At 65.7% G+C, this 20181-nt stretch carries 21 protein-coding genes; 13 read left to right on the top strand and 8 right to left on the bottom strand.

Annotation, left to right across the window (positions count from 1 at the left end; all coding sequences use genetic code 11):
- The first annotated feature begins 25 nt into the window (after positions 1-25).
- The 6 genes from BMI01S_RS14925 to BMI01S_RS14950 all read left to right on the top strand — a co-directional run bounded on the left by BMI01S_RS14925 (position 26) and on the right by BMI01S_RS14950 (position 7216).
- Positions 26-1609 (top strand): hypothetical protein, encoded by a 1584-nt coding sequence (locus tag BMI01S_RS14925; RefSeq protein WP_028212895.1) that lies wholly within the window; start codon positions 26-28, stop codon positions 1607-1609.
- A 123-nt stretch (positions 1610-1732) separates the two neighbouring features.
- On the top strand, positions 1733-2452 hold the full coding sequence (locus BMI01S_RS14930; protein WP_028212894.1) for a C39 family peptidase: 720 nt from the start codon (positions 1733-1735) through the stop codon (positions 2450-2452).
- A 13-nt stretch (positions 2453-2465) separates the two neighbouring features.
- A complete protein-coding gene (locus BMI01S_RS14935; protein ID WP_028231345.1) occupies positions 2466-3422 on the top strand; it encodes a hypothetical protein in 957 nt (318 codons plus the stop codon).
- A gap of 150 nt (positions 3423-3572) precedes the next feature.
- A complete protein-coding gene (locus BMI01S_RS14940; RefSeq protein WP_154671288.1) occupies positions 3573-5054 on the top strand; it encodes a hypothetical protein in 1482 nt (493 codons plus the stop codon).
- Between the two features lie 16 nt (positions 5055-5070).
- Positions 5071-6600 carry a sigma-54-dependent transcriptional regulator gene (locus BMI01S_RS14945; protein WP_028231346.1) on the top strand — a complete coding sequence of 510 codons (1530 nt, stop codon included), beginning with the start codon at positions 5071-5073 and terminating at the stop codon, positions 6598-6600.
- A 118-nt stretch (positions 6601-6718) separates the two neighbouring features.
- The gene (locus BMI01S_RS14950; RefSeq protein WP_028212890.1) at positions 6719-7216 is read left to right on the top strand and encodes a dihydrofolate reductase; all 498 of its coding nucleotides are present in this window, start codon (positions 6719-6721) and stop codon (positions 7214-7216) included.
- A gap of 107 nt (positions 7217-7323) precedes the next feature.
- On the opposite strand, the gene pmbA is transcribed toward BMI01S_RS14950, so the two are convergent.
- Entirely contained in the window at positions 7324-8694 is a 1371-nt protein-coding gene (gene pmbA, locus BMI01S_RS14955; protein ID WP_028212889.1) for a metalloprotease PmbA, read from the bottom strand.
- 266 nt (positions 8695-8960) lie between these two features.
- Between pmbA and yjgA the strand changes: the two genes are divergently transcribed.
- Both yjgA and mog read left to right on the top strand, forming a co-directional pair.
- Entirely contained in the window at positions 8961-9575 is a 615-nt protein-coding gene (gene yjgA / locus BMI01S_RS14960; protein ID WP_272945665.1) for a ribosome biogenesis factor YjgA, read from the top strand.
- Positions 9562-10185, top strand: a complete 624-nt coding sequence (mog, locus tag BMI01S_RS14965) for a molybdopterin adenylyltransferase (protein WP_036019575.1) — start codon at positions 9562-9564, stop codon at positions 10183-10185. The genes yjgA and mog overlap by 14 nt, the downstream gene beginning before the upstream one ends.
- A 69-nt stretch (positions 10186-10254) precedes the next feature.
- On the opposite strand, the gene orn is transcribed toward mog, so the two are convergent.
- Positions 10255-10914, bottom strand: a complete 660-nt coding sequence (gene orn / locus BMI01S_RS14970) for an oligoribonuclease (protein WP_028212886.1) — start codon at positions 10912-10914, stop codon at positions 10255-10257.
- Between the two features lie 112 nt (positions 10915-11026).
- Here orn and BMI01S_RS14975 point away from each other — a divergent pair, with 112 nt between their 5' ends.
- Genes BMI01S_RS14975 through BMI01S_RS14985 form a run of 3 tightly spaced genes read left to right on the top strand, consistent with a single transcriptional unit; the run spans position 11027 to position 13594 of the window.
- Complete coding sequence (locus tag BMI01S_RS14975; protein WP_028212885.1) at positions 11027-12304, top strand: M48 family metallopeptidase; 1278 nt, start codon at positions 11027-11029, stop codon at positions 12302-12304.
- Positions 12301-13242 (top strand): ribosome small subunit-dependent GTPase A, encoded by a 942-nt coding sequence (rsgA, locus tag BMI01S_RS14980; protein WP_028212884.1) that lies wholly within the window; start codon positions 12301-12303, stop codon positions 13240-13242. The genes BMI01S_RS14975 and rsgA overlap by 4 nt, the downstream gene beginning before the upstream one ends.
- A gap of 28 nt (positions 13243-13270) precedes the next feature.
- Positions 13271-13594, top strand: coding sequence for a putative signal transducing protein (locus tag BMI01S_RS14985; protein WP_028212883.1), 324 nt, complete (start codon positions 13271-13273; stop codon positions 13592-13594).
- A 79-nt stretch (positions 13595-13673) separates the two neighbouring features.
- On the opposite strand, the gene BMI01S_RS14990 is transcribed toward BMI01S_RS14985, so the two are convergent.
- From BMI01S_RS14990 to rpsP, 6 genes are all read right to left on the bottom strand, one after another.
- Entirely contained in the window at positions 13674-14612 is a 939-nt protein-coding gene (locus BMI01S_RS14990; protein WP_028212882.1) for a CobD/CbiB family protein, read from the bottom strand.
- A 169-nt stretch (positions 14613-14781) separates the two neighbouring features.
- The gene (locus BMI01S_RS14995; RefSeq protein WP_028212881.1) at positions 14782-15534 is read right to left on the bottom strand and encodes a CoA pyrophosphatase; all 753 of its coding nucleotides are present in this window, start codon (positions 15532-15534) and stop codon (positions 14782-14784) included.
- 87 nt (positions 15535-15621) lie between these two features.
- On the bottom strand, positions 15622-16017 hold the full coding sequence (gene rplS / locus BMI01S_RS15000) for a 50S ribosomal protein L19 (RefSeq protein ID WP_028206741.1): 396 nt from the start codon (positions 16015-16017) through the stop codon (positions 15622-15624).
- Between the two features lie 159 nt (positions 16018-16176).
- Positions 16177-16944 (bottom strand): tRNA (guanosine(37)-N1)-methyltransferase TrmD, encoded by a 768-nt coding sequence (gene trmD / locus BMI01S_RS15005; protein WP_028212880.1) that lies wholly within the window; start codon positions 16942-16944, stop codon positions 16177-16179.
- Positions 16945-17012: 68 nt separating this feature from the next.
- Complete coding sequence (gene rimM, locus BMI01S_RS15010) at positions 17013-17765, bottom strand: ribosome maturation factor RimM (RefSeq protein ID WP_028212879.1); 753 nt, start codon at positions 17763-17765, stop codon at positions 17013-17015.
- Positions 17766-17868: 103 nt separating this feature from the next.
- Positions 17869-18132, bottom strand: coding sequence for a 30S ribosomal protein S16 (gene rpsP / locus BMI01S_RS15015; protein WP_028206744.1), 264 nt, complete (start codon positions 18130-18132; stop codon positions 17869-17871).
- Between the two features lie 239 nt (positions 18133-18371).
- Here rpsP and BMI01S_RS15020 point away from each other — a divergent pair, with 239 nt between their 5' ends.
- The gene (locus tag BMI01S_RS15020; RefSeq protein WP_420329977.1) at positions 18372-19532 is read left to right on the top strand and encodes a PQQ-dependent sugar dehydrogenase; all 1161 of its coding nucleotides are present in this window, start codon (positions 18372-18374) and stop codon (positions 19530-19532) included.
- Positions 19533-19702: 170 nt separating this feature from the next.
- A complete protein-coding gene (locus tag BMI01S_RS15025) occupies positions 19703-20176 on the top strand; it encodes an NINE protein (protein ID WP_028212877.1) in 474 nt (157 codons plus the stop codon).
- Positions 20177-20181 lie beyond the last annotated feature (5 nt).

Genomic DNA, 20181 nt, shown 5'->3' on the forward strand with positions numbered 1-20181 from the left:
GACCACTCAGTATCGGAGCGAAATCATGAAGCGCACCCTAATAGCAGCGGCAGTTCTTGCGTCGGCGGCAGGTTCCGCTTACGCAGTTCCATCGAACATGGCGTATCTTTTCAACGCCACGAGCGTGCACGAAGGTGTCGGTGTCGAAGGGTTTGTCCTGCTGTTCGGCTGCGTCTCCGTGTCGAGCACGGCCGGCGCGGTCATCAACAACAACCAGACGACCAGCGGCGGCACGCTCCTTCCGCAAGCGCAGAGCTACACGAGCGGCAAGGTCACGACGACGTTCAACGACTACAACATCAGCGCAAAAGGGTCGGGCAACAATTCCTTCTGGAACTACTCGAACTCGCGCCACTCGAGCACGTCTTCCGAGTCGAGCAGTTCGTCCTACACGCATGACGTGAATGCCTCGACCACGAAGAGCTCGTCGAGCAATTCGAGCTTTGGCAAGACGTTCAATGCGGGCATCAGCGGCAACTATCACGTCGCGACCGACAGCGGCAACGCAAGCGCCTCGACGACCTCCAACACCTTTAGCGACACGGGCAGCGCCGGCATCTCGACGAGTTACAGCAGCCAGGGGAACAACACGTCCACGAAGTCGCAGAGCAGTAATGGCAACCTCCAGGGCAGCGCAACGTGGGCGCACAGCGGCGACTCCAAAAACGGCAGCGCAAGCTTCAGCCTCAGCGGCTCGGAAGGCACGTCGCACACCAGGACCAACACGCACAACAACACCGACACGACGAACGTCGGCGCCGCATGGAACGCGAACAACACGAAGAACACGAGCAGCACGTCGTCCAACGCCAATTCCGCCTATGCCGACGGCACGGGCAGCGCACAGCTCTCGGTTAGCGTGAACGGCACGAGCTCGAAGACGAAGAACTCGTCGGACACCTACGCGCATACGTACAGCACCACGACCACGAGCGCGGAAACGCATAGCCATTCGTCCTCGCACAGCTCGAGCTCGAGCAGCGGCTGGGGCTACAACGTGAACGACACGCTCAACACGGTCGACGAGCACACCACGGGCTCGGTCACGCAGCACATCAACACGCAGCAGGCGGGCACGCTCGATGCCAGGACGGGCAACGGCGCCGCAACCGGCGTGACGGGCAACCTCGGCGTGAACATCGCGGAAGGCATCAACAACGCGCAAAGCAACGATGTCGCGCTCGCTTCCGTCGATATGGGCAACGTCTTCGGCAACGCGCAGATCTTCAACACGCAGGCATCCACCGGTCATGCCCACGTGAAGAACTTCAATCTGAACGCGTCGGTCGGCGACGGCTCGCTCGCGAACGTCTCGGGCAACGTCGGCGTGAACGTCGCATCGGGTATCGGCAACGCGCAAAACAACAGCCTTGCCGGCTCGGTGACGACCGCGAAGCCGGGGTCCGCCTCGACGGTCGCGATGGTCGCGACGGATAACAACGTGCAAACCGCGGCAATGAGCGCCACCGGCCAGTTCCAGGGCACGGCCAGCCTCGGCGCCAATACGCTCACCGGCGCGCAAGGCAACATCGGCGTGAACATTGCCGGCGGCATCGGCAACCTGCAGCACAACGGCCTGGCCATCGCCGCAATGAACAACGGCCACTAGGCACGACTCGCAGCACAGCAGGAACTGGGCTCGTCCCAGCGGCTAGACAGGCAATACCTCGAGAAGTACCGCGCGCCGGCTGCACCGCCGCAGCCGGCGCGTCATCAGGAGCAGGAGACAACCATGTCCGGGCCCGTATCGACCCCGGCGTCAAGGATGTTTGCCGTCGCGCTGTTGCTCTCGGGCAGCGCGGCCCTCGTGCCTGCGCACGCGCAGTCGACGCTCGACGCGACCCACCTCATCGGCGTGCCGGTGAAGCTTCCGGTCCATTCGATGCGGGACCTTCGCTATCGCAGCATCGTCAGCCAGCAGTTCGACTACAGCTGCGGCGCCGCCGCGCTCGCCACGCTGCTCAAGTACGGCTACGGCATCGACATCCCCGAACCGGAGCTGATCCGCCAGATGATGGTGTTCTCCACGCCCGAGGTGGTCGTCAAGAACGGCTTCTCCATGCTCGACATGAAGAAGTTCGTCGAGACGATCGGCTTGCGCGGCCGCGGCTTTCGCGTCAACACCGACGCGCTCTACCACCTGCAGATTCCCGTGCTGGTGCTCATGAACATCAATGGCTATGAGCACTTCGTGATCGTCAAGCACGCCGAGAACGGCCGCATCTTCATCGCGGACCCCGCGCTCGGCAACCGTATCGTCGCCGAAGACGACTTTGCGAAGACATGGAACGGCCTCGTCTTCGCGGTGCTCGGCAAACCGTTCCTGGAGGACTCTCCGCTGTTGCAGAACAACGAGTCGCTCGCGCTCAAGCTGCGCGAAAACGCCTTGCTCAACGGCACGGCGGCGACACCCTTCTTCGAATACGGCCTCGATAAGGCCGTCATGTTCTGAAGTCCCAAGAGTCATGAACCGCAACCTCTCACAGTGTGGCATCGCGGTAGCTGTCTCCGCGCTCGCCTGCGCTTTATCGAGCGGTGCGCAAGCGGCCGAAAGCATCGGCTTGCCGCAGCCGGTGCCGGCGTTCCTCTCGAACGCCGATGGACAGGCGCAGGGCATCCGCTGCGAAGCCGTCGGCGACGACGTGCTCGCGCATCAGACCGGCAAATATGCCGGCAGCGACATGATTTCGGGGTTCGTTCTGAACCTGCTTTCTCAATGGCAATTGCCCAACGGCGCGACGGCAGTTGCGCAAGGCGCGCTCGCGGTCGCCCAGAACACAGCGAACCAGGTGAGCGCGCAGGTCAAGACGCTGGCAACCGTGATCGATCCGACGCCGGGCGGGACCCCGAGCGTCAGCCATGGCAGCAATGTCGGCAATGTCAGCAATGTCGGCAATGTCGGCAATGTCACCAATGTCGGCAATGCCGGCAATGCCGGCAATGTCGGCAATGTCGGCAATGGCACAGGCAGCGGCGCCAACCCGAATGCGACGGCCACCGGCGGCCAGAACGTCTCGGTCAACGGCGTCTCGCAGATCACCCAGGTGGCCGGCAATGGCAATGCGGGCGCCAACGCCGCGACCATCGCCTATGACAACAACGCGCCGCAGGTTCCCACCCTGCCGGGCGCCAGCAACCAGCCGAGTGCGTCGGCTTCGAACGTCAACGGCAGCATCAAGGCAGGGATCTCGTTCGGCAGTAACGGCGTCAACGTGAAGCTGCAAACGCCGGCGGGCATCGCCACGCAAAGCATCGTGCCGGGCAATGCGCAGCAGGCCGGCGCGATCGCCCAGCTACTCCAGGTCGCAGGCAATAACCAGCAGGTCGCCAACCAGTTGCAACTGAGTCTGCAAACGCAGCAGATGACGTCGCAAATGATCCGGCAGTCCGGCGTATTACAGGCTCTGCGAAATCTCCACTAACCGAGCGCTCATGTACGGGCGAGGAGACCACCACGCGGGCAACGGTCCCGCGAGAGAAGCAGCAAATCGAATGAGGAGCATCGACGTGCGCGGGTATGGAACCGGGGGGTTCCGCCAGGCGCACGAGCCGGGGGAAGAAGAATGAGGATGATGTCGAGGACGGCGGCGCCGCACGTGAGGCTGGCCGCTATTCCAGCAGCAGTCATGCTGTTCGCGCTCGCGCAATCCGCCCATGCGCAGGCGCTACAAAGCCAGTCAATCGAAGAACGGCTGAATACACTCATGCGCGTAGTCGACGAGCAGCAGCGGCAGATCCAGTCACTCGAGCGCCAGGTGACGAATCTCGAAATGGCGCAGCGCGGGCGCGGCATGCCAGGCGCGCTCGCGGCATCGGACCCAACGGTCGCCGAGCAGCCCGGCGCCGACGGTCTGCCGGTGCCCTTGCCGCCGCTCGCCCAGGCGCTGCCGGGCGCAACGGCGCCGGGCGCGCTCACCGGCACCGCCACGGGCGTGCCGGTGAACCCGCCCTCGCCCGAGGCTGGAACGACCAGCGGCGCGACCGGCACGGCGGCCGCGAGCGGCCCGCAGCAGGGCGCGCCCGTGGGCGTCAACGCGGGCGCCAATCCCAACGCCAGTCCGACCGTCGGCGAGACGCAGAAGAGCGCCGAGCCGAGCCGCACGCAAGCCGAAGAGGCCGTCGTGCAGCGCGAGCACGCGCCGCTCTTCGACCACCGGCTCACGCTGGACTGGGGTATCAGCGACACCTACTACGATCGCAGGCAGCTGCAGCTCTCGGGCTTCCTCGCGCTCGACGCGATTTTCCTCGGCAACATCAATCTGGGGCAGACCAAGTCGCACCAGATCACAGCCGACCTGGACACGCGCTACGGCCTCACCGACCGCATGAGCGTGGATGTGGACGTACCTTACGTGTACCGGCGCAGCAACTTCATCGTGGGCGGCGCGGGCGGCTCGGCGAGCACGCTTTCGGATGCCACGGTCACCTCGAACGACATCGGCGACGTGAACTTCGGGATCTACTATCAGTTCCTGAAGGAAACCAACAGCATGCCCGACGTGGTGGGCAGCCTGCGCGTGAAGACGCCGACCGGCACTTCGCCGTTCGGCATCAAGGTGCAGCAGATCACGCCCGACAACACCAATCTCGTCGCACCCAGCAAGCTGCCCACGGGCACGGGCTTCTGGAACGTCACGGCGGGCCTCTCGGTGCTCAAGACCTACGACCCGGTGGTGCTGTTCGGCAGCTTCTCGTACACGTACAACATTTCGCGCTCGTTCGCCGACATCTCCTCGGTGATCGGCCAGGTCGAGCCAGCCGAAGTGAAGCTCGGCGACATCATCCAGTTCGGCGGCGGCGTCGCGCTCGCGTTCTCGGACAAGGATTCGGCCAGCATCTCGTACACCATGGCGATCGAGCCGCAGTCGAAGACCAGGGCGCCGGGCGGTTCCTGGACCGGCGTGCCGGGCAGCGAGACGACCGCCTCGGTGCTCAACTTCGGCCTGAACCACGTGGTCAACAAACACCTGACGATCAACGGCGCGGTTTCCGTCGGCCTCACGCCCGACGCGCCGAACTTCGTCGTCGGTGTGCGTTTCCCTTACACCTTCTAATGACATGAGGCCGATCGTGCGCGAATCCTCTCATCTGGGCGCCACCGTGACACCGTTCGCCGGCGCAGGCCAGCGGCTCGCCGTGACCGGCCCCCCAGTTTCGGGCGACGCGCCCGACGCGGTTCGCGCGCGCGACGCGAAGCCCGAGGCCGCATTCGAGCGCACGCTGCTGTATATCGCACGCGCCCCGGACCCGCTGCTCGGCGCGTACCTGAAGAGCCGCGGCTGGGAACTCGCGGTAGCCCGCACGGCCCACGAGGCCTCGCGCCTCGTGAAGCCGGAGGCGGCGTATGCGGGCATCGTCGATCTCACGGGCTTCGCGCCGCGCGAGTTCGCGGGGCTCGAAGCGGTGCTGCGCCTGCAACAGGTGGGCTGGATCGCGCTCACCGACGACTCGCGCCTCGCCGACGCCGACGTGCGGCGCCTGATCCGCCACTACTGCTTCGACTACGTGCACGTGCCGGTCTCGCACGCCACGCTCGACTATCTCGTGGGCCACGCGTTCGGCATGGTGTCGCTGTGCGATCTCGGTGCATCGGGCGCCGGGGCCGCGAGCCCGGACGAAGACGAGATGGTGGGCACCTGCGAAGCGATGCAGCAGCTCTTTCGCACGATCCGCAAGGTGGCCAATACCGACGCCACCGTGTTCATCTCGGGCGAATCGGGCACCGGCAAGGAACTCACCGCGCTCGCGATCCACGAGCGCTCGCCGCGGCGCAAGGCGCCCTTCGTGCCGATCAATTGCGGCGCGATCCCGCACCATCTTCTGCAATCCGAACTATTCGGCTATGAGCGCGGCGCGTTCACGGGTGCGAACCAGCGCAAGATCGGGCGCGTCGAATCGGCCAACGGCGGCACGCTCTTTCTCGACGAAATCGGCGACCTGCCCATGGAAAGCCAGGCGAGCCTGCTGCGCTTTTTGCAGGAAGGCAAGATCGAGCGCCTTGGCGGCCACGAGCAGATTCCGGTGGACGTGCGCATCATCTCGGCCACCCACGTCGATCTCGAAGCGGCGATGCGCGACGGGCATTTTCGCGCCGACCTCTTTCACCGGCTGTGCGTGCTGCGCGTGGACGAGCCGCCGCTGCGCGCGCGCGGCAAGGACATCGAGATACTCGCGCACCACGTGCTCCACAAATTCAAGCAGGACAGCGCGCGCCGCATACGGGGATTCACGCCCGACGCGATCGAGGCCATGTACAACTACAACTGGCCGGGCAACGTGCGCGAGCTCATCAACCGCGTGCGGCGCGCGATCGTCATGGCCGAGAGCAAGCTGATCTCCGCCGAGGATCTCGATCTCGCGCACTTCACCGCGCAGCAGACGGTGACCCTCGCGCAGGCGCGCGAAGCCGCCGAGCGGCGCGCAATCGAGGCGGCGCTGCTGCGGCACCGGCACCGGCTCACCGAGGCCGCGGCCGATCTCGGCATCTCGCGCGTGACGCTCTACCGCCTCATGGGCACGCACGGCCTGCGCGACGAGAAGACGTTTTTTGGCGGCGAAGCGGAAAACCAGGCGGAATTGCCGCCGGAAGGGCGGGAGTGAAGCGCGCACTGCGCGAGAAGTGCGATGAGGAGGCGCGCCGGGGCGACCGGCGCGCTCAGGTAGAATCGCTGCAATCGGCTTGCAAGCTCGGCCCCCACTCCGCACCGCTAACCCATCGATGACGACGCTCACCCTCATCGTCGCTCGCGCCCGCAATGGCGTGATCGGCCGCGACAACACGCTGCCCTGGCGGCTCCCCGAAGATCTCGCGTTTTTCAAGCGCACCACCATGGGCGCCCCTATCATCATGGGCCGCAAGACGCACGAATCGATCGGCCGCGCCTTGCCGGGTCGTCGCAACATCGTCGTGACGCGCGACGCGGGCAAGCGCTTTCCCGGCTGCGACACGGCCACGAGCCTCGACGAGGCGCTCGCACTCGCCGCGCAGGATCAGGCGCCCGAGGCGTTCCTGATCGGCGGCGCGCAACTCTACGGCGAAGGGCTTGAGCTCGCACATGAACTCGTGGTGACGGAAATCGCCGCCGATTTCGAGGGCGACGCCACCTTCCCCGCGCCTGATCCCGCCGTCTGGCGCGAGACGTCGCGCGAGACGCTGCACGCGAATGCGCCGAACGACTTCGATTTCGCGTTCGTGCGCTACGTGCGACGGACCTGAGCAGCCTGTGTGAGCAAACAGCGCCCCAGAAGCAAAACGGCACGCGAGGCGTGCCGTTTTCATTTGAAGCGAACTACAGGAACGAAGCGAACTACAGGAACGGCGGCTTACTGCCCCGCCACCGTCATCCTCTCGATCAGCACCGAGCCCGTCTGACGCGTGCCGCGCGCGAGCGTATCCGCGCCCACGGCGACGATGTGGTGGAACATCTCCTGCAGCGTGGACGCCACCGTGATTTCCTCCACCGGGTACTGGATCTTGCCGTTCTCGACCCAGAAGCCCGACGCGCCGCGCGAATAGTCGCCCGTCACGAAGTTCACGCCCTGTCCCATCAGCTCGGTCAGCAGAAGCCCCGTGCCGAGCTTTCTGAGCATCGCCTCGAAGTCGTCCTCGGGCTTTGTCAGCGAGCTCTGCAACTGCAGATTGTGCGAGCCGCCCGCGTTGCCCGTCGTCTGCATGCCGAGCTTGCGCGCCGAATAGGACGAGAGGAAGTAGCCCTGCACGATGCCGTCTTTCACGACTTCGCGGCGCTGGGTGCGCACGCCCTCTTCGTCGAACGGCGCGCTGCCGGCCGCGCGCGGCACGTGCGGGTCCTCGACGATCTGGATGTGCGGCGCGAACACGGGCTTGCCGAGGCTGTCGACGAGGAACGAGGTCTTGCGATAGAGCGCGCCGCCGCTCACCGCCTGCACGAACGCGCCGAGCAGGCCGGCGGCGAGCGGCGCCTCGAACAGCACCGGCACCTTGCGCGTGTCGAGGCTGCGCGCGTTCAGGCGCGACAGCGCGCGCTCCGCGGCGTAGCGCCCGACCGCTTCGGGCGAGGCCAGCTCGGCCGCGCTGCGCCGCGACGTGTACCAGTCGTCGCGCTGCATGTTGCGGCCTTCGCCCGCGATGGGCGCGCACGAGACGTAGTGGCGGGAGTACGGGTAGCCGTGCAGGAAGCCGCCCGAAGTCGCGAGCACGAACTGCGAATGCTGCGCCGAGACGCTCGCGCCTTCGGAATTCTTCACGCGCGGATCGACGGCGAACGCGGCGTCCTCGGCGCGGCGCGCGATCTCCACGGCCTCGTCGGCAGAGAGATTCCACGGGTGGTAGAGATCGAGATCGCGCGGCGCGGTTTCGAGCAGCTCGCGCTCGGCGAGGCCCGCGCAGTCGTCGTCGGCAGTGAAGCGCGCGATGTTGTACGCCGCGGCCACGGTGTCCTTGAGCGCCTGCGGCGTAAAGTCGGAGGTGCTCGCGTTGCCGCGCTTGTTGCCGATATAGACGGTCACGCCGACCATCTTGTCGCGGTTGTGCTCGATCGTCTCGACTTCGCCGCGCCGCACCGAGACGGACAAGCCGTCGCCTTCGGAAATCTCGGTCGCGGCGTCGCTCGCGCCTAGCGTCCTGGCGTGCCGAAGGATGTCGGAGGCGATCTCCTTGAGTTCGTCCTGGGTATGCGGGAAAAAGCGTTGCCGGGCTTCGATGTCTGCTGCCATTGTCGTTACGGTCCGGTTCTGGGCCGGTTCGGCCCGCTGGTGTCGTGTTTCGCTGGTGCCGCCGCTGGTGCTGCTTCGGTTGTCACATCAGGTGCTTCGCAGCGCGCTGCGTTCGCGAAACGCATCCCGCGATCATAGCAAGGTATGCGAACGGGCATCACAGGCGCTTTCGTCGCTTGTGCGATGCGCCGAACATCCTTCCCGGGCGCCCAGGCGCGCCGCCTTGCAGCCCGAGCCGCACGCCCGCGCACGCTACAATACGCCCCATGAAACGTAAAACCCGCATTCAACCGATGAACGACGCTGTCGCCGACCAGGACGACAACGGTTACGACCGCCCGAGCAAGTCGCAGCTCAAGCGCGAAATGGAAGCGCTCCAGGAACTGGGCCAGGCGCTCGTGGAGCTGCCGAAGGACGCGCTCAAGCGCATGCCGATGACCGAAGACCTCGCCGACGCCGTGCACGAGTGCCGCCGCATCACCGACCACGAAGGCAAGCGCCGCCAGCTCCAGTACGTGGGTCGCATGATGCGCGGCCTGACGGAAGCGGAAGTCGCCGCGCTGCGCACGAAGCTCGACGAGCACCGCGGCGTGAACAAGGCCGCGACGGCGCGCCTGCACTGGATCGAGCGCACCCGTGAAAAGCTGCTCGCCAGCGACGACGCGCTCACCGAATTCATCCGCCAGCACCCCGCCGCCGATGCGCAGGAAGGCCGCACGCTGATCCGCAACGCGCGCCGCGAGCAGGAGCAAAGCAAGCCGCCCAGGTACTTCCGCGAGCTGTTCCAGTGGATCAAGGACACGAGCGCCCAGGGCCCCGGCGAAAGTGAAGACCACGAAAACGAGCGTGCCGACGAGGACCGCGAAGATGACGAAGCCTGAGCGCAGCCATCCCGACGAACTGGTGATCGGCCTCGTGTCGGTCAGCGACCGCGCGACGAGCGGGGTTTACGAGGACAAGGGCATTCCCTCGCTGATGGAGTGGCTGGCCAGCGTGCTGAAAACGCCCTGGCGCGCCGAAACACGCCTGATCCACGACGACGCGGCGACGATCTCCGCCACGCTGACCGCGCTCGTGGACGGCCTGGGCTGCGACCTCGTGCTGACCACGGGCGGCACCGGCCCCGCGCGCCGCGACGTCACGCCCGAGGCCACGCTCGCGGTGGCGACGAAGGAAATGCCGGGCTTCGGCGAGCAGATGCGCCAGATCAGCCTGAATTTCGTGCCGACGGCGATTTTGTCGCGCCAGGTGGCCGTGATCCGCGAAAACGACGACCACGCGGCGCTGATCATCAACCTGCCGGGGCAGCCGAAGTCGATCAAGGAAACGCTGGAAGGCCTGCGCGACGATCAGGGCGCGGTGAAGGTGCCGGGCATTTTCGCCGCCGTGCCGTATTGCATCGACCTGATCGGCGGGCCGTATATCGAAACCGATCCGAACGTCGTGGCGGCGTTCCGGCCAAAGAGCGCGCAGCGAGCGCCGCGCGCGTAACACTCAGATATCCCTGCTGCGATCCTGCAACACGGCGCCATCAGGCGCCGTCGCGCTTTGCGGCGCCGATCAGAGCGCCGGACCGGCCTCGCCCGCGCCCACGTCCGGCATGATGCCGGGCGCGGCCACGAGGAAGTGCTCGCGGTAGTACTTGAGCTCGTCGATCGACTCGTGAATATCGGCAAGCGCCGTGTGCATCGCGCGCTTCTGGAAGCCCTTGTAGATGGTCGGCTGCCAGCGGCGGCACAGTTCCTTGAGCGTGCTCACATCGAGATTGCGGTAATGGAAAAAACGCTCGAGCGTGGGCATCCAGCGCGCCATGAAGCGGCGGTCCTGACAGATCGAGTTGCCGCACATCGGCGACTTGCCGGGCGGCACGTATTGCGAAAGAAACGCGATGATCTGCTCGGTCGCGGATTCCTCGGTGACGGTCGAGGCGCGCACGCGTTCCGTGAGCCCCGAGCGGCCGTGCGTATTGCGATTCCATTCGTCCATGCGGTCGAGCACCGCCTCCGGCTGGTGAATTGCCAGCACCGGGCCTTCCACGAGCTTGTCGAGCGTCGAATTCGTCACCACCACGGCGATCTCGATGATGCGGTCGTTGTCGGGATCGAGCCCTGTCATTTCCATGTCGAGCCAGATCAGGTTCATGTCGGTGCGCTCGATAATCGGCGCGCCGCCGTTTTGGCCAGCCTGGCCCGTCTGGCCGGCAGAGGTGATGTCAGTCATGAAAGGCAACCCGGAGAGCGTTGGAAGCGCGGCGCGTGCGCGGCATCGAGAGGATGCGATGCCCGGCCGGCGAGAACATATAATTGTCGCATAGATACCACGGACCTCCTGGATGCCTAATCTGTCCCCCTCCCCGGCGCTGTACTTCAGCGCGCTGTTCGTCGTGGCCGTGCTTGCGATGGTTGCGACCAAGCTCTGGCTCGCGTCGCGCCAGATCCGCTTCGTGGCCGCCCACCGCGGCGCGGTGCCTGCGCAGTTCACCGCCACCATCCCGCTCGCCGCTCACCAGCGCGCCGCCGACTACACGATCGCCCGCACGCGTCTCGGCATGATCGAAATCGTGCTCGGCGCGGTCGTGCTGATCGGGCTCACGCTGCTCGGCGGCATTCAGGCCCTCGATCTCGGCATCTCGGACGCGCTCGGGCGCGACTACGTGGGCCAGATCGCGCTCGTCGGGGCCGTACTTGCGGTTTCCGGCGCGATCGAGTTGCCGCTCGACTACTACCGCCAGTTCGTGATCGAGGAGCGCTTCGGCTTCAACCGCATGACGAAGCGCATCTTCATCGTCGACCGCATCAAGGGGCTCCTGCTCGGCGCCGCGTTCGGCATCCCGCTCCTCTTCGTCGTGCTCTGGCTCATGAAGCAGGCGGGCAGCTTTTGGTGGCTCTGGACATGGGGCGTCTGGGTCGCGTTCCAGATGCTCGTGCTGGTGCTCTACCCCAGCTTCATCGCGCCGCTCTTCAACAAGTTCGAACCGCTGCGCGACGAAGCGCTGCGCTCGCGCATCGAGGCGCTCATGCAGCGCTGCGGCTTTGCGGCCAAGGGCCTCTTCGTGATGGACGGCAGCCGCCGCTCCGCGCACGGCAACGCCTACTTCACGGGCTTTGGCGCGTCCAAGCGCATCGTCTTCTTCGATACGCTGCTCGCGCGCCTCTCGGGCAGCGAGATCGAGGCCGTGCTCGCGCACGAGCTGGGCCACTTCAAGCGCCGCCATGTCATCAAGCGCATGCTCGTCACGTTCGCGATCAGCCTCGCGCTGCTGGCGCTGCTCGGCTGGCTCTCGCAGCGCGTGTGGTTCTATGAGGGCCTCGGCGTGCGTCCTTCGCTCCTCGGCGGTAACGAAGGGCTCGCGCTCGTGCTGTTCTTCCTCGCCGTACCCGTGTTCCTGTTCTTCGTCACGCCGCTTGGCAGCCTCTCCTCGCGCAAGCACGAGTTCGAGGCCGACGCCTTCGCCGCCACGCAGACCGACGCGCAGCATCTCGTCAATGCGCTCGTGAAGCTCTACGAGGACAACGCATCGACGCTCACGCCCGACCCGCTCTATACCGCGTTCTACTACTCGCATCCGCCGGCATCGCAGCGGATCGACCGACTGCTCGCCCACGCATGAACCGGCGTGCAACGAAAGCCGCCGGCGCTGCGAAGAGCGCGGGTGCCACGCTGCACGGCGTGGTGATCGCCGCGCACGGGCGCCACTATCTCGTCGCCCCCGACGGCGGCGGCGCACATCTGCAGTGCTTCCCGCGCGGCAAGAAGAGCGAAGTGGCGGTGGGCGATCGCGTCGAGTACCAGTCGACTTCCGCGGATCAGGGCGTGATCGTCGCGATCGGCGAGCGGCGCAACCTGCTCTATCGCTCCGATCAGTTCAAGTCGAAGCTCTTCGCGGCTAACCTCGACCAGCTGCTGATCGTGCTCGCCACCGAGCCCCACTTCAGCGAAGACCTGCTCGGGCGCGCGCTCGTGGCCGCCGAGGCCAACGATCTCAAGCCGCTCATCGTGCTCAACAAGATCGACGTCGAGGCCGCGTTGCCGCTCGCCCGGGCGCGGCTCGAACGGTATCGCGCGCTCGGCTATACGGTGCTGGAGCTTTCCGTGAAAGGCCGGCCGCAGGAAGCCCGCGAGACGCTCGCCGAGCATCTGCACGGGCATCAGACGATCCTGCTCGGCCAGTCGGGCATGGGCAAGTCGACGCTCGTGAACCTGCTGATCCCCGACGCCGAAGCGGCCACGCGCGAGATCTCCACGGCGCTCAACAGCGGCCGCCACACCACGACGTTCACGCGGCTCTACCGCTTGCCCGAGGGTGGCGCGCTGATCGATTCGCCGGGCTTCCAGGAGTTCGGCCTCTATCACCTCACCGAAGGCAAGCTCGAGCGCGCGTTCCCCGAGTTCCGGCCGCTGCTTGCGCACTGCCGCTTCTACAACTGCCATCATCTGCACGAGCCGGGCTGCGCGATTCTCGAAGCCATCGACGACGGCCGCATCGCGCCCGAACGCCAGGCGCTCTATGCGCAGCTCATGCATGAGATCAGCCAGGTCGTGCGCTGACGCGCCGCTCTCTCAGGCCCCACGCCCCATGCTCAAGCTCGTGCGCGCGCCAAACCTGCTGATCGCCCAGCACTGGATGAACATCCTCGCCACGGCGGGCGTGCCCTGCGAGCTGCACAACCGCTATCTGAGCGGCGCGATGGGCGAGATCCCCGCGGAGCAGTGCGCGCCCGAGCTATGGCTCGTGGACGAGCGCGACGAGAAGCTCGCGCGGCGCTTGCTCGACGAAGCGGTGAACGGACCGCCGCCCGGCGCGCCCGCGTGGCGCTGCGCGCGTTGCGGCGAGACGCTCGAAGCGCAGTTCACCGTGTGCTGGAATTGCGGACGCGAGCGCGACGTGCGCGACGAATGACACAGCGCATACGCCGTCGAATGCAAACGGGCCGCTAAAAGCGGCCCGTTTGCTTATGTGCGGCTCGGCGTTCCGGCGCTCAGAACCAGACGGCGATGGTCAGCATGAGCAGCAGGATCATCCACAGGATCACGGCGCGCCACACGAGGCCCACGGCCGATTGCAGCGTGCGCGGCGTGCAGTCGTCGCCAACCGTGTACGGATCGCCCTCGCCCGGCTGCGCGAGCACATCGACGCTCGACTGCTCGGCAAGCGGCCCCGAGAGACGCGCGCCCAGCGCGCCGCTGCCGGTGGCGAGCAGCACGCCTTCGTTGGTATTGGGCCACTCATTGGTGCGGTTGCGCCAAGCGTAGATCGCATCTTCGAAGTTGCCGACGATCGCAAAGCCCAGCGACGTGAGCCGCGCCGGCACCCAGTCGATTACGAAGAACACTTGCTGCGCGAAGTCGGAGAACGCCTCGGTGCGGTCCTCGGCGGGGCGCGCCCACTCGCGTGCGAGATATTCGGCAATGCGGTACAGCACGGCGCCTGCGGGCCCGATCGGCACGAGAAACCAGAAGAACACGCCGAACACATGCCGATGCGAGGCGACCACCGCGTGAATGAGCGTATGGCGCACGATCTCGCTCACGGGCATGTCGACGGCCTCGATGCCGGTCCATTCCTGGAGAATTTCACGTGCGCGCGGCACGTCGTCGTTGTTCAGCGCGAGATGAATGTCGGTGAAATAGTGGCTGAACTGGCGAAAACCGAGCGTGAAGTACACCACCACGACGTTCCACAGGAACGCCAGCACGAAGCTGATGTGGTAGAGCACGTAGTAGACGAGTGCCGTGGCGAGGGTCCACGGCAGCACGACCACGAGCCACGCGATGAGCCCATGCTTTTGCTTGCCGGCGTCGAAGCCGTGCGCGGCCCATTCCGCATTGAGGCGCACGAGCGCCATGACGGGATTATTGGGCGACAGCGCCCGCACCTGCTCGATGACGAGGGCCAGCAATACGGAGAAGAAGGTCATGCGACACGCCGTGCAAATCGGGTTGCGAAAGGGTTGAAGGCTTTTTCGAAAATTGTTGCAACGATATCACAGGGCCAGATGTGCCTGACCATCGGCGGCACTTTCGGCGGCAAACTCGCAACAGTGCATGACAGCGCTTGCACGCGGCGCCTGGGGTTGCCCTGGGGTTTTATGCGAGCAGGAAACGATAGAAGTTGCGCAGCATGCCGGCCGTCGCGCCCCAGATGAAGTGCGTGGCGCTCACGCCGGATGTGGCATCCCGGTCCAGCGCATCCCGGTCCAGCGCATTCCGGTCCGGCGCATTTCGGTCTGGCGCATTTCGGTCTGGATAGGGCATGGCGTAAAAGCGCCGCTCGCCGCCTTCCCAGCGGAACACCCTCACCTGGTGATGCACCGGGTTCATCAGAAAGCTCAGCGGCACCTCGAAGATGCTCGCGACTTCGAGCGAGTCGGCGGCGAGACTGAACGGCTCGTGGACGAGGCCGACCACGGGTGTCACCCTGAAGCCGGTTCCGGTCAGGTAGTCGGGCAATGCGCCCAGCACCTCGACACGCGCGGGGTCGAGGTTCACTTCTTCCTGCGCCTCGCGCAGCGCAGCGGCGATGGGCGTGGGGTCCGACGGCTCGCGGCTGCCGCCCGGAAAGCTGACCTGCCCCGCATGATTGCTGAGATTGTCGGCGCGCTGCGTGAGCAGGACGGTCAAACCGCTCTGACGCAGGGCGATGGGGATCAGCACGGCCGCCTCGCGCGGGTCGCGCAGGTCGGCCAGACGGGCTTCCTGCGGTTCGGGATCCCACGCCAGACGCTGCTCGAAGCGCATGCGCAGGCCGGCGGGAGTCAGGCGCTCCGCGGCGACCTGGGGAAGGTTCGCACCCGTCGATTCTATCGGCAGGCTTTCGGGTTCAAATACTGGACGGATCAACGGGCGTCTCGGATTGCACGTACACGAGATTATTTTGAGGCCAAAAAGCAAAAAAGCACCCCGAGGGGTGCTTTTTTCTTACAGCTTTTACGCCTGGTCGGCCGGAGCAGCTGCGCGGTCTTTCGACACGAGCTTTTCCTTGATACGTGCCTTCTTGCCCGACAGGTTGCGCAGGTAGTACAGCTTCGCGCGACGCACGTCGCCGCGACGCTTCACCACGATGCTGGCCAGCAGCGGCGAGTACGTCTGGAACGTACGCTCGACACCTTCGCCCGACGAGATCTTGCGCACGATGAACGACGAGTTCAGGCCGCGGTTACGCTTCGCGATCACGACGCCTTCGTATGCCTGAACGCGCTTGCGGTTACCTTCAACCACGTTCACGTTGACGATCACCGTATCGCCGGGGGCGAATTCGGGGATGGTCTTCTCGCCCAGCACGCGCTGGATTTCTTCCTGCTCGAGTTTTTCGATGAGATTCATGGATTGCTCCTTATGCCATCTTGTCGGCGTTCGTACCTGTGCCCGAGTTCGCTAGAAACCCGGCAACTACGGCCCCGATAGAGGATGGATTCACAACTGGCGCCGTTCACGCATGAAGCGGCACCGCCTTGACGCCCCGCGTCGCGCACGCCCGAAGCATTACGCTTCGTTCGCGCCCTTCGCGAGACTAGCGAGCCACGCCTCATCGGCACGGCTCAACATCTTGTTCTTTCTGGCCCGCTCGATCAGATCGGGCCGCTTGTTCCACGTGTTGCGCAACGCCTCGCGGCGGCGCCACTGCTCGATTTCCGCATGATGGCCGCCTAGCAGCACATCGGGCACCCGCACGCCATCGTATTCCTCAGGGCGCGTGTAATGCGGACAGTCGAGCAAACCGTCGACGAAGCTGTCCTGCACCGCCGAGAGCGCGTCGCCCAGCACACCGGGCAGATTGCGCACCACGGCGTCCATCAAGGCCATCGCGGGCAATTCGCCCCCCGAGAGCACGAAGTCGCCGAGGCTCACTTCTTCGTCCACGCAGCGGTCGACGAGACGCTGATCGATCGCTTCATAGCGGCCGCACAGCATCACGAGACCCGGCTCCTGCGCGAACCGCATGACGCGTTCGTGCGTGAGCGGCTTGCCTTGCGGCGACATCAGCAGCACGCGCGGGGCGCTGACGCCCTGCTCCGCCTGCGCGGCTTTCGCCGCGCCGATCGCCGCTTCGAGCGGCTTGGCCAGCATGACCATGCCAGGGCCGCCGCCGTAAGGACGGTCGTCGATCGTGCGATAGTTGTCGGTCGTGAAATCGCGCGGATTCCACGTGCGCAACGTGTAACGCTGCTGCTTCGCCGCCCGGCTCGTGATGCCCCAGTCGGTCAGCGCACGGAACATCTCGGGAAAGAGCGTAACGACATCGAATTGCATCGCTCTCTCCGTTCAGCGAAATTTAATCAAGGCGCGCGGCGTTCCCATAGTGCTGCCGCCGTGTTGCTCTAGTAGTCGGCTTCCCAGTCGACGACGATACGTTTCGCCGCCAGGTCCACCGTTTTCACGAACACGCCGACAAAGGGAATCAGACGCTCGCCGGTAGCCGGCTTGCCGTCCTTGTCCACCGACGGGTACGTCACGCGCAACACCGACTGCGCGCCGTTGTCGATCAGGTCGGCGACCTTGCCGAGCTCGATGCCCGCCTCGTTGGCGACGTCGAGGCCGATCAGGTCGACCCAGTAATACTCATCGGCGGCGGGCGCCGGGAATTCGGCCCGGCTCACGTACACGCGCGCGCCGCGCAACAGCAACGCGGCGTCGCGGTCGGCCACGCCCGAAAGCTGGCCGACGACGCTGTCGCCGTGAACCTTGGCGCTCACGCGCAGCGCGGAATGACGCTCGCGATGCGCCTGGCCTTCGCGGCCCTTGAGCAGCCACCAGCGTTTGGCCGAAAGCAGAGCCCTGCCGTCCTGCGCGTGCGGCGCGATCTTCAGCCAGCCCTTGAGGCCATAGGCGTCGATCACGGCGCCGACTTCGACGGCGTCGGCGGGCCAGCTCGACCCGGTTTCGGCGCGCAACCCTTCGGCGGCGCCGGCAACCTTCGCGGCGCTCTCGCGCGCGGGCTTGCGCACGAACGCGCCAAAGGAAGGCGCGCCGCGGGTCGCGGCCTTTCCGGCTTCGCCGGCCACAGCTTTGGGCGCCCCGCCTTCCGACGCGTCGTTCGCCTCTACGGCAGATTTGGCGTCATGCGCGGACATCGGCACCCCCTGCGACCAGCTTGATATCGCACACGCCGATCATGCAGCGCGTACGCGGTGACAACAGACTGAAAAGACGCTTGAAAAAACCGCTTGAAAAGACTTAAGCAGCCGGCGCAGCGGCGGCGGTCTTTTGCGCTTCCTTCACGAGGCGCTCGACGGCCGGCGACATTTGCGCGCCGTTTTCCTTCCAGTACGTCACGCGATCTTGAGCGATGCGCAGCGTTTCACCCTTCGTAGCGACCGGGTTGTAGAAGCCCACGCGCTCGATGAAACGGCCGTCGCGACGGTTGCGCGAATCGGTGGCGACGATGTTGTAGAACGGGCGCTTCTTCGAGCCGCCGCGTGCCAGACGGATGATGACCATACTAAAATCCTTGAAAACCGGGGGTTCGGGACTACTGAAACGTGCGATTATAGCCCGAAACTGGAGGCATAACAAACACTTAACGGGAAATTGCGCGCGCCCGCGCGGAAAGCGGCGGGAGACGACGGCAAACATGCGGTCCAACTGCGGCCCATGCCCAGCACGGGCGGGCCTTGGAGCGAATTTTGGCGACTTTTGGACAACTCGTGCAATGGCTGTGTCTCCGGAAGGGCGCGGGCGTGCCTGTTAGCGCTCCTTTTTCGGTACTCCCCGCCCCGGCCAGGCGGCAAGGCCTTGTCGCTGCATGGCTCGCCTTTACCGCCGTCCTGCTCGCTGCGCCGCTCGCCTATGCGGCGCTTCCCATCGACCGCATCAAGCTCCCGCCGGGCTTTCACATCGAAGTGCTCACCGCCGACGTGCCCGCCGCGCGCGAAATGGCGCTATCGGGCAACGGTATTCTCTATGTGGGGAGCTTTCAGGGCGACGTCTACGCGCTCGAGTTGAAGAACGGCAAGGTCGGCAAGCGCCATGTCGTAGCCTCCGGGCTCACGATGCCTGTCGGTGTGGCGTGGCACAACGGTGCGCTCTATATCTCGGCGGTTTCGTCGATCGTGCGCCTCGACGACATCGACCATCGCCTCGACAATCCGCCCAAGGCCGTCGTCGTCACGGATGCCCTGCCGGCCGAGCGCCACCACGGCTGGAAATTCATCGCGTTCGGCCCCGACGGCAAGCTCTATGTGCCGCAAGGCGCGCCGTGCAACGTCTGCCTCCCGGCAAGCGACCCCCAGCGCATGCATTTCGCGATGATCGGCCGCATGGATGCCGACGGCTCCCACTACGAGACTATCGCGCGCGGCGTGCGCAACTCGGTTGGCTTCGCCTGGCATCCGCAGACGCACGAGCTTTGGTTCACCGACAACGGCCGCGACCTGCTCGGCGACGACGTCCCCGACGACGAGCTCAATCGCCTCTCGCACACGGGCGAGGACTTCGGCTTTCCCTATTGCCACGGTGGCAATGTGGCCGACCCCGAGTTCGGCGCGGGCCATCCGTGCAGCGGCTTCACGCCCCCGGTCGCCCGGCTCGGCGCGCACGTCGCGTCGCTCGGCATGCGCTTCTATAGCGGCCCGATGTTCCCGGCCGACTACGCGAACAGCATCTTCATCGCCGAGCACGGCTCGTGGAATCGCAGCAAGAAGATCGGCTACCGCGTGGTGCGCGTGAGCGCCAACCCGGACGGCACGAACGCCCGGCAAGAAGTGTTCGCGCAAGGCTGGCTCAACGCCGACGAGACCCAGTGGGGCCGGCCCGCCGATGTACTGCCGCTGACCGACGGCTCGCTCCTGATCAGCGACGACTATGCAGGCGCGATCTATCGCGTGACTTACAGCAAATAAGGCCCGTGCGCGGCGGGGCGCTCAGGCACTGGTACTGGCACTGGTAGGGTGCCGTACATGAGCGAGCGCTCGTGCTGCAAGCGGGGCGTGCGGCATACAATGCGCGGCGGCCTGTGTGCGATGACGCTATGCGCCCATGACGGCCGAACGACCACGTCTCGCTCTTGCCCATGTCCAATCCAAAGAACCCAGCACGCTTTCGCTCCAAGACGCTCACGGCCGCGCTCGCCTTCCTGCTTGGCAGCCTCGGCGCACACCGCTTCTATTTGTATGGCCCGCGCGACGTGTGGGGATGGGCCCACCTGTTCGGCACGCTCATTGGCATTCCCGGCGTGATGTTGCTCGCCGCGACCGAACGCGCATCGATTCCCGGCTGGGTGCTCGCCATGATCGGCGCCGTGTCGGTGCTCTCGGCCTTTCTAGCGGCGATCGTCTACGGCCTGCGCCCCGACAACAGATGGGACGCACAGTTCAACGCATCGTTCGTGGAGAAAGGCCAGACGAGCCGCTCGGGCTGGACGGTGATCTTCGTCGTGATCTTCTCTTTGCTGATCGGCGCGTTCCTGTTGATGACGGGCCTCGCGCTCTCCTTCCAGACGTACTTCGAATCCCAGGTCGAAGCCGCGAAGGCGATATCGCAGTAAGCCTC

Origin of the sequence: Paraburkholderia mimosarum LMG 23256 = NBRC 106338 (assembly GCF_000739815.1) — a bacterium.
Taxonomy (GTDB): Bacteria; Pseudomonadota; Gammaproteobacteria; order Burkholderiales; family Burkholderiaceae; genus Paraburkholderia; species Paraburkholderia mimosarum.